We start from the raw sequence: 13,432 nt of genomic DNA, 5'->3' as shown, positions 1-13,432 counted from the left end.
AGGCCTCCTTGGGGTAAAAGGGTTCGTTCAGGTCAGGGCCGTGGCTATTTCCCGGTGCATGGCGGCGATGACGGCATCGGGATCGGCTGCGTCGCGGATGGGACGGCCGACGACCAGATAATCGGCCCCGTCGGCGATGGCCCGGCCGGGGGTGGCCACGCGTTGTTGGTCGCCGGGGTCGCCGCCCGCCGGACGGATGCCGGGGGTGACCACGACGAAGTCCTTGCCCAGGCGGCTGCGGAGCAGGCCCGCTTCCCGGGCCGAGCATACCACGCCATGGGCGCCGGCCTGCAGCGAGGTCGTGGCCCGCTGCAGCACCAGATCGTCCACCGAGCCTTGGAAATTCAACTCGCTGACCTGTTCCGGGCCAAAACTGGTGAGCACGGTCACCGCCAGAATCCGCACGCCGGTATCGGCTGCCAGTGCCGCTTCCACCACCGGGCCGTAGCCGTGCACCGTGGCAAAGGTGACGCCCCGGTCGGCGAACTGGCGGACCGCCAGCCGCACCGTGGCCGGAATGTCGTGGAGTTTGAGGTCGAGCATCACCTTGCAGTCCTTGGCCACAATGGCGTCCACCACCGGCCAGCCACCGGCAAAAAACAACTGCAACCCGACCTTGAAGAAGCGGATGCGGCCGGCCAGCCGGTCCACCAGCTCCAGGGCCTGGCGGGGATCGGCTAGGTCGAGGGCGAAGATGATGCGCTCTGCCAAGGGAATGGGATGCGTTTTCATGCCCTGATCATCTCCTCGGCCAGCATGCGGTCGGCGAAATCGAGGATGAACTGGCGCTGGGCCGGAGTGGCCTGGGCAATGCAGGAGCAGTGCATGTTGCTGGCGCTGCGGATCAGAAATTCAAAGCGGATCGAGGTCGGTTCCAGCAGCACCGTGCCATAGAAGGGTCCGCAGTCCTCGTGCCCCAACTGCTCGGCGCCGAGCAGATCCGGCGGGATGGTCAGGAAGAACACCCCTTCCAGGCCGCCCGGTTTGAGGGTCCGCTTGAGGTAGCTGTCGAGATTGTCGCGTTCGAGAAAGGAGATCTCGTCGATCAGGTATTGGCGCATGGGCGTGATCCTTGGTGTGGCGCAAAAACAGCTGGCTTACAGGTATTCGGCGGCAAGCGAGGCCAGATGGCTGCGTTCGGAGCGGGTCAGGGTGATGTGGCCGCAGGCCTCCTGGCCCTTGAGCCGTTCCACCGTGTAGCTCAAGCCGTTGCTGCTGGCGTCGAGGTACGGGTTGTCGATCTGTTCCGGATCGCCGGTGAGAATCATCTTGGTGCCCTCGCCGGCCCGGCTGACGATGGTCTTGACCTCGTGCGGGGTCAGGTTCTGGGCTTCGTCGACAATGACGTACTGGCGCGAGATCGAGCGGCCGCGGATGTAGGTGAGGGCTTCGAGTTCGATCCGGTCTTCGCGGAGCAGCCGCTTGATGCCCAGCTCGGCGGCCGCGTCCTGCTTGCCGCCGTTGGTCAGGCCCATCAAATAGGAAAGGTTGTCGAAGATCGGCTGCATCCACAGCTTCATCTTTTCGTCCTTGGTGCCGGGCAGATAGCCGATGTCTCGTCCCAGGGGGATGATCGGGCGGGAAACCAGCAGTTTTTCGTACTGATCGGACTTCAGGGTGGTGGCCATGCCGGCGGCCAGAGCCAGCAGGGTCTTGCCGGTTCCGGCCTGGCCGATGAGCGATACCAGGGAGATGTCCGGGTTGAGCAGCAGCTCCAGAGCGGCTCGCTGTTCCAGGCTGCGGGGGCGGAGCTTGAAGGCGCTGTCGTAGCGGGGATCGAGGGCGCGCAGCCGAGAGGCGCCCACCGCTCGGCCGACCTTGGTGTGCCGCTCGTTGCCGAGCTCCCTCAGCAGGACGAATTCGTTGGGCTGGAAGGACTCGTCCGCCAGTTCCACCTCCTTGTCCCGGTGCAGGCTGTCGATCACGGCACGCTCGACCATCATGGTTCGCCAACCGGTGTACAGCTGGTCGAAGTCGGCCTTTTCTCTCTCAAAGTCCTGGACTTCGATGCCCAGGGCATCGGCCTTGAGGCGGGCGTTGATGTCCTTGGAGACGAAGATCACCCGTTTGCCTTCGCGAAAAAGCCGGAAGGCGGTGGCAATGATGCGGTTGTCCGGAATGTCCAGGTCGATGCAGGTGCCGCAATCCCCTTCCTTTTCCATGGTGATCCACACCACGCCGCCGTCGTCGGTCCGCACCCCCTGGCCGAGGCTGCCCTGGCCGCGCAGCCGGTCGAGGTTGCGGATGACCCCGCGGGCGTTGCGGCCCAACTCGTCGTTGTTCTTTTTGAATTTGTCCAATTCCTCGATCACCGTCATCGGCAGGACTACGGTGTTGTCGCCAAAACTGGTGATGGACTCGCTGTTATGGAGAAGAACGTTGGTGTCGAGAACGAAGAACTTGTCGGACATGCGTTTTTTTGCAGGTTGGGTTTGCTGGGATGCGGGAGATCAGAGATCGAGACCGGTGGTGTCGCGGTTGAGGACTTCGCAGCCCTCTTCGGTGACCACCACCATGTTTTCTAGGCGGATGCCGCCCCAATCGGCCAGATAGAGCCCCGGTTCCACGGTTACCACCATGCCGGCGTGCAATTGCTTGCGCCAGCGCGGCGACAGGCGGGGTTCCTCGTGGACGGCGATGCCCACCCCGTGACCCAAGCCGTGACCGAAGGCATTGCCGTATCCTCCGTCGGCCAGCACCTGGCGTGCGGCCCGGTCGACCGCCGCCCCGGTCACGCCGGCGCGGATGGCGCCGATGCCGGCCAGCATGGCTTGTCGCACCAGCCGGTGGCGGTCGATATAGGTTTGGTCCGGCTTGCCGAACACGAAGGTGCGGGTCATGTCGGAGCAGTATCCCCGGAAAACCAGCCCCATGTCGATCATCACCAGGTCGCCGGCCTGCAGTTCGCGGTCGGTGGGCACGGCGTGCGGCCGGGCGGCATTGGTGCCGAAGGCGACGATGGTGTCGAAACTCGGTCCCTCGGCGCCCATTTCCCGCATGGTCAGGTCGATGGCCAGGGCGATTTCCCGCTCGGTCATGCCCGGCTCGATGGTCCGGTGCACCGACTGGAAGACTTTTTCGTTCAGGGCGGTCGATTGGCGCAGCAGGCGGAGTTCGTGCTCGTCCTTGATCACCCGCATCTGTTCGACCAGTCCGCTGACCGGGTGGAGGACCAAATCGTTGCCGGCACAGAAGCCGGCCAGGCGGATGAAGGTCGAATGGAGCAAATAGTCGCTTTCAAAGGCCAGGGTGCGGAAACCGATTTTTTTCTGCAGCCGCTCCAGCAGGTTGATGAGGCCCTTGGCATACAGCTCCACCCGGTACAGCGGCGCCTCGTCCTCGGCCTGCAGGGTGAAGCGGGAATCGGTGAGGAGATAGGGCTGGCCTTCGCAGGGGATGAGCAGAAAGCCGCTGGTTTCTTGGATGCCGTGGTCCGGGGCGGTGTAGCCGCTCAGGTAGCGGCGGTTGTGCGGCTGCGAAACCAACAGGGCCTCGATTTTTTTCCGGCGCAGATAGGCCTGGAGACGGGCAAGCCGGTCGGCATAAAAATCCCCGCCCATGGTCAGGCCTCGGTCCATTCCTGCAATTGGGCCTTAAATTGCTCCAGGGCCTGACCGTACTGGCGGTCAAGGTCCATTTCCAGCCGGGCCCATTGGTCCTTAAACTGGGGCTCCATGGTGGGGTCGATCCTCATCCCGTCGGCCTTCATGCCCTTGCGCATGAGCACCTGCTCGATCTGCATCCGCATCTGTTCCTTGAGCTGTTCGTACAGCTGGGTGCGGTGCTGGCCGTATTGGGAGGCAATGGTTTGCAGTTCTCGGCACAGGGCGGAGATGTCGGCGGAATCCCGGTTGAGCTCGACGATGCCCTGGACGGCCTTGCCCAGCCGGCCGGTGCCGTCTTCGTCGCGGGGCAGGAAGAGGTTGCGCAGCAGGGAGGCCAGCATGCCCTTGCGGATGGCGGCCCGCTGCGCCGGCTCCTGTTCTTCCAGCAGGGCAAGCAGGGAAGGTTGGGTGCCGTTGAGAAATGCGGCGGTGCAGTGCATGCCTTTTTTCAGGTTTTCCTCGTGGCGCATCTCGTCCGGGGTGGCAACGCCCATGCGGGCGGCACGCTCCATGACCAGATCCATGGTTGACTTGATTCCTGCCATGAACGGGTTCTCCTTGGTGGGTTGGGATGATCGCTGTGGCTTGCGACTATAAACATTGTCGACGCAAACTACAAGCCGCGGCCATCGATCAGGCGGGCGGCGAAGAAGCCGTCGAGGCCGTCGGCCGGGTTGGGACTGAAATATCCCGAGCCGTCGACCAGCCGGCGCGCGGCTTCGGGAAGGAAGGGGGCGGCGTTTTCCACGGCAAAACGGGGGCAGCGTTCGATAAACAGCCGGATCGCCTCCTGGTTTTCCTCGGGTTCCAGTGAACAGGTGGCGTAGATGAGCACGCCGCCCGGTTTGAGCAGGGTGGCGCCGATTTCCAGCAGGTGGACCTGGGTTTGCCGATAGGTTGCCAGATCCTCGGGCCGGCGGTTCCAGCGGATGTCCGGCTGGCGGCGGATGACGCCGGTTCCCGAGCAGGGGGCGTCGATAAGGATGACATCGAACGACTGGGGCCGTCCGGCGGCATAGCCGCGCAGATCGGTCCGCACCGGCAGCACGGCCTGACCGTGGCCCAGGCGGCGGAGGTTGTCGCGGAGCAGGCGGTAGCGGCGCGGGTCCGGCTCGACGGCGACGATGCTCCCGTCCGGCGGCAGCATTTCGGCCAGATGCGAGGTCTTGCCGCCCAGGCCGGCGCAGCCGTCAAGCACTCGGCAGCGGCTTGGCAGCGGGCCGGTCAGCAGGGAGGCCAATTGGGCCGCCTCGTCCTGGACCTGGAAATGGCCCGCCTCGTAGCCGGGCAGGGAGGCGATGGAGCCGGGGAAGGCGTCGACGACCAGACTCGCCGGGGCGTACACCCCCTTGCGGGCGGCGATACCGGTTTTGGCCAGGGCCTCGAGTAACAGGGCGCGGCCGGTGCGGCGGGTGTTGACCCGCAGGGTGAGCGATGGTTCGTCATTGTTGATCCGGCAGATTGCTCGGGCCGTTTCCCGGCCGAAACGGGCCTGCCAGCGCTCGATCATCCAGGCCGGGTGATTGAGTAGCGGCGGTTCGGCCGCGGCCAGTTGGTCCGCCGTGGGCAGCGACGCCCGGCCGCGGGCCACGGCCCTGAGGATGCCGTTGACAAAGCCGATCAGCCAGGGGGGCTGGCCGGCCTCCTTGAGGGTGTTGACCGTGGCGTTGACCGCCGCGGATTCGGGCATGCGGCTGAGGAAGAGCAACTGGTACACCCCGATCCGCAGGGTCATCAGGGTGCGCGGCTTCATCTTGCGCAACGGATGCTGGGCAAAGGACCGGAGGATATGGTCGAGATAGTCTTTCTGTCGCAGCACCCCGTAGACCAGGGTCTTGACCAAGCCTCGGTCGAGGTCGGCTAGACGCTCGATTGCCGCATGAAAAAGGATATCGACGGAGTTGTGAGTCGTGGCCCACAAGCAGAGGATTTCGACTGCGGCGGCGCGGGGCGTGGGATGCGGCGGGGAGGGGGCCATGGCGATGCGGTGACGGTTTGGCGGGAAATATCGCGGAATCTTTGGCGAAATAAAAGGACTCGAGGCAATCGCCATCCTGGCCGCACTCTGCCATGCCTGCCATCAATTGCAACGTTTTTTTCGAATGGTGGCGCTCTCCTGGCCCTTGCTTTCCCCTTGACAGCAAAAAGGACGATACGGTAAAAGGAACCCTCATCACGCCGGAGTGGTGAAACTGGTAGACGCACTGGACTCAAAATCCAGCGGGGGCAACCCCATGTCGGTTCGATTCCGACCTCCGGCACCAGTAAAAACAAGGGTTTACAGGTTCACCCCTGTAAACCCTTTTTTTGTTCGCTTGCATGAACTTGCATTATCATAGCTGTCGCCTCTGATCTGGACCACATGGGCATGGTGCAACAGCCGGTCGAGCATGGCCGAGGTCAGGGCGGTGTTGCCGCCGAAAGCCTGCTCCCATTCACCAAAGCTCAGGTTCGAGGTCAAAATCACCGAGCCGGATTCATAGCGTTTGGCGATCACCTGGAAAAAGAGATTGGCCTGGGTGTCGCTGAACGGCAGGTAGCCGATCTCATCGATGATCAACAATCTCGGGCCAAGCACGCTCCGCCGCAGGACCTCTTTGTAGCGTCCCTGGCGCTGGGCGCTTTCCAGATGCAGCATCAGGTCGGCCGCCGAGATGAATTGGACCTTGACCCCGGTTTGTGTCGCCCGGTAGCCCAAGGCAATCGCCAGGTGCGTCTTGCCGGTTCCACTCGGTCCCGGCAAGACCACGTTTCAGGTTATTCATTGCGATCGGCATCAACGTCAGTTAACGAGCGTCTCAATATGAATGAGGCGTATTTTTTATCTTCGATGCATATATGCCTGATCCACCAATTTTTTAAAAATTGCAACAATTCACTGTTGTCGTTGTGAATTCTTAACTTTGAAGTCATGTCAATAGTCTTTATGTACAATTCATTGTGTAATTTTATATGGGATTCGGCTTCTGGATATTTCCAATTTTTAATTATCCCTTCCTCTGTAATAAAATGAAATTTTGTGTATTCATTTAAAATTGTAACTGTTGATGATGTGATCATCGTTCCATTTTTATTGCGCATGAAATAATGTAATGTATTAATGGTTGATATGATCGCTCTGTGCTGTTCGTCTACTATTGGTATTCCTAAATTGTTTTCTTCGCTCCATATGATATATAATGGAATGTTCATGTTATATTTTCATTCGCTGTGTTGAAGTGTTAAATTGTGTAGTTTACTTGTATTTGCATGGTAACTTTTGTTATCTCCTCGGTTTTACATATTCATAGTCTTCTTCCGCTTTTATTGTATAATCGCTCAATTTTCAGTTAAAAGGCGACTTTTTCACCACAAGCTGAGCACTGGTATGTGGTATCCTTTATGCCCGCTTCGCTGAAGGCCGGGCTGCCCGAATTTTCGATCTTTTTGAGCAAAGCGCTTCCGCAATGACCACAATGGCTTGAATGATGCTGATTGCTCGAAAACGATTCGGCACGGTCTTTTTGTTCATCAAGATGTTTTTTGAGTTCCGCATTTTCAGTTTCAAGATCTCGTACTTTACTTTCGATTTTAGATAATTGAGCAGATAGGATTTCGAGGTGCTCCTTGAGTGTCTCGGAGTTGCCATTCTCGTTGATCAATTTTTTCAAAAAACGAATTGCTTCCATGTGTCGACTTTGCTCCGTTGTGGCTCGATAAATAAGCTGCTGTGAGTTCTATTTCTGATCGATATTTTTTTGTACTGTGTAAACCTGAAAATCTTTCCCTGGTGAATAGGTGAGAATAACCTTATTGTCATTCATCGCTATTCTTTTTCGGAACTATGAGTACGGATTTTCTATTACAATTTTGGTGTGGCGAAACAGGAGAGATTTCCACTTCAGAAAATTTGTTAAAAAATTCTGATATTTTTGTGTTTAGATAAAATTATGCTACTTTTGACAATGGGTGTCTAGATGTATTTTTTTCACATCGTAAAGATTGAGACAAAGCTCTAAATCTGGCTCCGTATCCATTGGGTGCATTGGATTTGGTCTATTTCTTTCTCCCAATGTTCAAGTTCATCTCGGGACGAGTTTCTCTTTTTTCTTCCATTTCAGCGCAACTGGTTGCGGTACTTCACGGATAATCGTTTTGATCGAAAACTGTATTCTCTAGTCATTTGGGGAGGATTTAGCCCCCATATGCCATCAAATCCGTCTCAAATGACAAGGAGCAAAAAGATCAAGGGCTTGCAGATGGTGTTTTGCAAGCCCTTGATCATTGCGCATCGCACATGCAAATTCACGGATCAGCATGTCGGACTCCTGCACGCGAGGCAGGCGATTTGTGCGGGTCTTGAGGAAGGGGCATCGACCGGCGGCCCGTCCCGGCGAGGAACGGTTTGGGCGGGAACGAGGGCAGCCGGTCGACGCTAACGGATCATTCTAGGGACGGCTTGAGGGTTGCGTTGGTGGGCGCCGGGAGAATCGGGTACAACACCTGCGGTTGCTTGCCGGTGGTCGATTTGAGGAAGGTGACGATCTTGTCGATATCGCCCGCCTTCAGGTCGGCGCCGAGCTGCGAGTCGTTCATCACCGAGACCGCTTCCTTCAGATCCCAGACCACACCGGAATGGAAGTAGGGCGGGGTGAGTTCGATATTGCGCAGCGACGGAGATTTAAAGGAAAATTCGTCATTCTTGGCCTGGGTGACGGCGAAACGGCCCTTGTCGCCGGCCAGGATGGCATCGCTCGGTTTCTTGACCACGCCCAGCTCGTAGTAGCCGTCCCCGCCCATGTTGGTGCCGCCGTGACAGGAGACGCAGCCGTGTTCCATGAACAGCTTCAGTCCCTCTTTTTCCTGCTGGTTCATTGCCTGGGCGTTGCCCTTGAGAAAGAGGTCGAATTTGGAGTCCGGGGTGATAAGGGTGGCCTCGAAGACCTCGATAGCCTTGGCCATATTGTCGAAGGTCACCGGGGTGGCCTGGCCGGGAAAGGTTTTCTTGAACAACTCCACGTACTCGGGCATGCTGTTGAGGGTTTTGACCACGTTGTCCGGGGTGTTGTTCATCTCCACTCCGGCCTGGACCGGCCCCTTGGCCTGCTCGGCCAGGTCCTTGGCGCGGCCATCCCAGAACTGGGCAACATTGAACACCGAGTTGAGCACGGTGGGGGCGTTGCGCGGGCCGCGTTTCCAGCCGTGGCCGGTGGAGGTCTGTTGATAGTCCGCGCCGCCGAGGCCGACATTGTGACAGGTGTTGCAGCTGATCAGGCCGCTTTTGGAGAGTCGGGGGTCAAAATAGAGCATCTTGCCCAGTTCGATCTTGTCCGGGGTGGCTTCGTTGTCCTTGATGGCCGGCGCTTTGTCCGGAATGGGGCGGAAGGTGGCCTGGGCATCCTTGAGCAGGGTGTCTTCCTTTTCCGCGGCATATCCGGCAACGCTGCCGGCGAGGGTACAAACGAGGGCGACAAGATAGGTCTTTTTCATAACTCTCCTCCTGATCCAAATTGGGTTGGTCTGCGTTGTTTTGCGGGTGCTGGTGTACGCATTACTAAACAGAGAATGATTCTTGCTTGCAAGTAATTTATCCTCCATTGCGGCGATTTCGAGGCAAAAAACGATCACAAAGCCAGTTGCCGACGGTCCGTCAAGGTGCTGGCCGATGGATGGGAATCGCGCCCGGGGATCGACGAAAGCGAACGTGTACGCCTTGGTATATGCGGAGAAATGCTCTGTTGAAACCGGGAGCACTCGCTTCGGGGAACGTTGCCGATCCTGATCGCGGCCGGGCCGCACCCGGTATGGCAGGTGCGAAAAGCGCTGGGGGCGTGGCCGAGAAGACAGCGGTGCGGACAAGCCGGGCAACAGGCTTGCAGGCTTGATGTAACTCTACGCTGGGATATACTGAGGAATTTCTATGGTGCCTGCCGGCATGAAACGAATCGGTTCCCGGTAACACCCGGCTTCACTGCCGGTGGAGGAGCGATGAAAAACAGCCAACGAATTGTACGGCGATGGGCTGACTGGCAGTTGGTCTGCATTGCCGAGGAAGAATATCTCCTGATCCATCGCGATGGGTTCAACGTCGATTTCGACGCCGCCAACGATGGCGACGCGATGACCGAGGCGGTCCGCCTGATGAACGAAATCGACGGCGACCCCGGCCCCGCCCTGTAACCGGCCGCCAGCCACGCCGGAAAAGGGTATATTGTCCGGACTCCGCGCCCCATGGCGAAGAGCCCGGACATCCGAACAGTTCGCTACTCCTCCATCTCTGCGTCGGGGTTCCAGGCCGACACCACAAAGCGGAGCTGCCCCTCGACGCGGGGAAGAGTCATGCCGTCGGAGGGGAGCGGAATCTTCACTTCCACCTTGCCAGTCCTGAGGGCCTTGGCGTCCAACTCGGTGGTTTCGCGGTTGAGGGACGTTCCCTGCCAGGCATAGTTGATCTTCCATTTGGCGCCGGGGGTGGCCGGCGGAGCCAGTTCCACCAGGATCTGGTTGCGGAACAGGTAGCTTCCCTCGTAATGCTCGTTGATCCAGAGCTTTTTCTCGACTTCATAGTCCGGAACGCGCACGTTGAGCGACAGGCAGTAGGCCAGGGTGGCGCGATTGGGATTCACCTTGGCCCGGTTGGCAAGGAACACCGAGGACACGTACAGGCTGCCGTTCTCCTTGGGCGAGGCCAGCCAGTTGGCGTGGCTCATGCACGCGACCGAATCCTCCACGGCGGTGCGCCGGGTGAGATACCAGAGCTTGCCCCGGGGGGACGCCAGGATCTCGAACTGATAGAGCGCGTTGATCTGCTTGCCCGCGTCCTGCTGCTTCTGCACCTCGACGGGCAGGCGGATGTCCGCGATGTCCAGCCAGATGTCCGCACGCACGTCGCCGAACAGGAAGCGGGTGAGGTTCTGGTAGGCCTCCTCGCTGTTCACGATCCCGTAATGCCCCGAATGGGAGCGGTAGGCAAAGGCCTTGGCGCAGGGTTGGCCCGGCTGACCGTTGCTTTTGAGCCCGCGCAGGGTGGCGTTGTCGATTTTCACCAGCCCGTCGCTGCCATGGCCGGCAAAGGTCCGCGACAGGCCCATGGCGACCTCGTAGTCCATGCGGTTGGTCCCCACCATGCAAAAGACCCGGTCCGGGGAAAAACGGTTTTCCGGCAGCCAGTCCACCCGGTCGTCCGGCAGTTTGTTTTTGAGCGCCGCCAAGCCCAGGTATTGAGACATCCGCTGGCGATTGAAGTTGTTGATGTCGTCCACGCCGAACCATTTGGGGACGTTCACCCCGGCCATGTCGATGCCGTTGTGGGGGGTGGCGTAGGTGAAGAACTTGTCGACGTAGCGGCTGGCCTTCCTGGGGTCGTTGGCCGGATTCTGGAGGAACGCCCGGCAGACCAGGCCGCCCATGGAATGAGCCACCAGGTAGCAGCGGAAATCCTCTTCGCCCACGCCGTTTGCCGGGTTTTTGCAGACCAGCTCCCGCACGCGCAGGATCAGCTCGCCCAACTGGCGGGCAAAATCCTCGATGGGCGGCGTCTTGCCGGTCCCCAGCATCATCGAGGCCTGGTCGTAATAGCGGAAGATGATGATGGAGCGGCTGGAAAGCTGGTTGCCGGTGGGCTTGCCGGTGGCATCGGTTTCCCATTCCTCGTCCAGGATGTCGCATCCGTTCTGGTAGACGTTCTCGTACTTGAAATCCGAGGCGAGTCGCACCACGGGCGACTGGAAAATGAACTTGCGGGGCGGCCGCTTTTTGTCCGGCACCGCCCGGAACACCGTGGAACCCAGGTTGAAGCCACAGAAGGGATCGGCGGTCGTCTCCTCGATTTCCTCGGCCGTCATGGCATAGCCGCGCACGTAGATGATGGGATGAAACGGCGTGTTGGGATTGGGCATGGCTCTCCTCCTTGAACGGGTTGTCTTCCTGGACGGTACTTCCGTAACCTTTACTTTGCAAATGCCTGGTCGGGACACCTGTCGCTTGCGCCGCGCAGCCGGAAGCAGGGGCGGCCGCGAAAGACCGGCACGATGCGGAGCGCGGAGAGGAACATACGGGGAGAGCCAAACGGCAGGCCGCATCCACCCTTAATCCTGGTGATTGCCCCTTGCGATCGCCCCCTCGACCTCCACCCGGTTGCGGCCGTTCATTTTGGCGGCATAGACGGCCGCGTCGGCCGCCTTGATGGTCTGGCTGATGTCCAACCCCGGCCTGAATTCCGCCACGCCAAAGCTCGCGGTGAGAAAAAGCTCCTCGCCATGCGCATAAAACGGGGTGTCGGCGACGGCCCGCCGGATTTTTTCGGCCACGATCTTGCCCTCGGCGAGGGTGGCCTCCGGCAGGAGCACCACGAATTCCTCGCCGCCCCAGCGGGCGATGGAATCCTGGCTGCGAAGCATGTTCTTCATGCGGATGCTGATCTCGATCAACACGCAGTCGCCGGCTTCGTGCCCCTTGGCATCGTTGATCCTCTTGAAATGGTCGAGATCGATGAACAAAATTGAAAACGGCAGATGATTGCGCTTGTTGCGGCCAATCTCGTGATCGAAATGCTCCATCATCGCCCGCCGGTTGTAGAGCCGGGTCAGGGGGTCGATGGTTGCCGCTTCCTGGAGCGCGGTCTGGGCAATGATGCGCTGGGCGATTTCATTGCTCAGCCGGTTGTTTACTTCTTTCAAGTCGGCGGTCCGCTGCCTGACCCGGATCTCGAGTTCGTCCTTGGCGCGCTGCAGGGCGACGAAGGCCTCGCGGCGCTTGCACTCGGTGTGGGCGAGCGCGGCCGACATGTCGTTGAAGGCCTTGAGCAATTGATCGAGTTCATCATGGGTGTGCAGGGTGATCTGCTCGCCGAACTTGCCCGCGGCAATGGCGGTGCACCGGTCAATGGCCAAGCGGATGGGCGCAATGAATTTCGCCGAGAGAAATCTGGCAAAGAGAAAGGCCAGGGCAATCGAAGCGAGCAGGGAAATGAGCCCCGATACGCGCAAGCCCTTGTATTTTTCGTAGACCTGGTCGGCCCGCATGTCGATGCCCACCAAATATCTGCTGCCGCCGTTCTTGATGGGCGCATAGCCGGACAAGAAGGCGCCCCATTCGTCCAGGGTGATCTCCTCGTCGACGGTGACGCTGGTAAATCCCTCGACCAGGTTGGGGAAGGTATGATCGTATTTTTGGCCGGGCAGGGCCTGTTTGGCGGTTTCGTCCGAATCGACCACGAAATACACTTCTTCGCCCGCCTGCCGCATGACATACAGAAAAGAGATGTCCGGATTCATTCGCTTCAAGGAGCGCAATTTCTCCAGAGTGTCGATATATCCCCGCTGCGACACGTCCGCCGGGGAGGCAACGGTGCCGAGGGCCTCGGCATCGATCATCTGGCTGATCAGGGCGGCGCTCGATTGAAGGCGTTCTTTCAGTCCGTGCATTAAAGTATTGGCCGCGCTGGTGTAGAAATAGGTGCCAATACTGCCCGATACCATGAGCACCGCGAGCACATGGCTTAAAAAGAGCTTGAGGCAAATGGTTGATTTGACCTTCATGGCAATACCGGCCCGGCCCCGGTGTGGGATGGTTGGTCTGTTTCGGACGAAGACGCATTATAACTGCGTCATTTTTCTTGATTTTATTGAATATCGATTCATTGGGCAACGATTTATATGTCAGGGGTGTGCCAAGCGGTGGGCCGGAGTGCGCCGCAGTTCCGGATGGTTCCATGTAAGGATGTGCAATTTCGATATTACTTTTGATCGGGGCGACGGTGTTTTCCCGGCTCTTTCCACCAAAAAAACCACTTTTTCCGGTTGATTGTCCCGGCTTTTGGCCTCGGCCGCAACCGTGGGCCGGCATGA

The 13,432-nt window shown here is 59.2% G+C and carries 12 protein-coding genes, 1 tRNA gene and 1 pseudogene; 2 read left to right on the top strand and 12 right to left on the bottom strand.

The features are described 5' to 3' along the window. Positions 1-27 precede the first annotated feature (27 nt). The 6 genes from pyrF to rsmB all read right to left on the bottom strand — a co-directional run bounded on the left by pyrF (position 28) and on the right by rsmB (position 5,583). Entirely contained in the window at positions 28-732 is a 705-nt protein-coding gene (pyrF, locus tag RMR13_RS10815) for an orotidine-5'-phosphate decarboxylase (RefSeq protein ID WP_310600645.1), read from the bottom strand. Then, positions 729-1,061 carry a hypothetical protein gene (locus RMR13_RS10810; protein WP_310600644.1) on the bottom strand — a complete coding sequence of 111 codons (333 nt, stop codon included), beginning with the start codon at positions 1,059-1,061 and terminating at the stop codon, positions 729-731. The genes pyrF and RMR13_RS10810 overlap by 4 nt, the downstream gene beginning before the upstream one ends. Before the next feature lie 36 nt (positions 1,062-1,097). After that, a complete protein-coding gene (locus RMR13_RS10805) occupies positions 1,098-2,411 on the bottom strand; it encodes a PhoH family protein (protein WP_310600643.1) in 1,314 nt (437 codons plus the stop codon). Between the two features lie 39 nt (positions 2,412-2,450). Beyond that, positions 2,451-3,578, bottom strand: coding sequence for a Xaa-Pro peptidase family protein (locus RMR13_RS10800; protein ID WP_310600642.1), 1,128 nt, complete (start codon positions 3,576-3,578; stop codon positions 2,451-2,453). Then, positions 3,563-4,150, bottom strand: coding sequence for a DUF6657 family protein (locus RMR13_RS10795; protein WP_310600641.1), 588 nt, complete (start codon positions 4,148-4,150; stop codon positions 3,563-3,565). The genes RMR13_RS10800 and RMR13_RS10795 overlap by 16 nt, the downstream gene beginning before the upstream one ends. Before the next feature lie 68 nt (positions 4,151-4,218). Continuing rightward, positions 4,219-5,583, bottom strand: a complete 1,365-nt coding sequence (gene rsmB / locus RMR13_RS10790; protein WP_310600640.1) for a 16S rRNA (cytosine(967)-C(5))-methyltransferase RsmB — start codon at positions 5,581-5,583, stop codon at positions 4,219-4,221. A gap of 199 nt (positions 5,584-5,782) precedes the next feature. Here rsmB and RMR13_RS10785 point away from each other — a divergent pair. Beyond that, a tRNA-Leu gene (locus RMR13_RS10785) sits at positions 5,783-5,869 on the top strand. Positions 5,870-5,883: 14 nt separating this feature from the next. Here RMR13_RS10785 and RMR13_RS10780 read toward each other — a convergent pair. The 4 genes and pseudogenes from RMR13_RS10780 to RMR13_RS10765 all read right to left on the bottom strand — a co-directional run. After that, positions 5,884-6,357 (bottom strand): annotated as a pseudogene (locus RMR13_RS10780) (ATP-binding protein); the annotation flags it as partial. A gap of 5 nt (positions 6,358-6,362) precedes the next feature. Then, positions 6,363-6,797, bottom strand: a complete 435-nt coding sequence (locus RMR13_RS10775) for a bacteriohemerythrin (protein ID WP_310600639.1) — start codon at positions 6,795-6,797, stop codon at positions 6,363-6,365. A 137-nt stretch (positions 6,798-6,934) separates the two neighbouring features. Then, positions 6,935-7,273, bottom strand: coding sequence for a hypothetical protein (locus RMR13_RS10770; protein WP_310600638.1), 339 nt, complete (start codon positions 7,271-7,273; stop codon positions 6,935-6,937). Between the two features lie 754 nt (positions 7,274-8,027). After that, the gene (locus tag RMR13_RS10765) at positions 8,028-9,074 is read right to left on the bottom strand and encodes a cytochrome-c peroxidase (RefSeq protein WP_310600637.1); all 1,047 of its coding nucleotides are present in this window, start codon (positions 9,072-9,074) and stop codon (positions 8,028-8,030) included. Positions 9,075-9,572: 498 nt separating this feature from the next. Here RMR13_RS10765 and RMR13_RS10760 point away from each other — a divergent pair, with 498 nt between their 5' ends. Then, entirely contained in the window at positions 9,573-9,764 is a 192-nt protein-coding gene (locus RMR13_RS10760; protein WP_310600636.1) for a hypothetical protein, read from the top strand. A gap of 83 nt (positions 9,765-9,847) precedes the next feature. Here the strand turns inward: RMR13_RS10760 and RMR13_RS10755 are convergent, their stop codons facing one another. Next, on the bottom strand, positions 9,848-11,482 hold the full coding sequence (locus tag RMR13_RS10755; protein WP_310600635.1) for a hypothetical protein: 1,635 nt from the start codon (positions 11,480-11,482) through the stop codon (positions 9,848-9,850). Between the two features lie 189 nt (positions 11,483-11,671). Then, positions 11,672-13,123, bottom strand: coding sequence for a diguanylate cyclase (locus RMR13_RS10750; protein WP_310600634.1), 1,452 nt, complete (start codon positions 13,121-13,123; stop codon positions 11,672-11,674). Positions 13,124-13,432 lie beyond the last annotated feature (309 nt).

Source organism: Desulfobulbus sp., from assembly GCF_031547805.1.
Lineage (GTDB): Bacteria > Desulfobacterota > Desulfobulbia > Desulfobulbales > Desulfobulbaceae > Desulfobulbus.
The sequence above is the reverse complement of the archived record's forward strand: the minus strand, read 5'-3'. Positions and strand labels throughout refer to the sequence as shown.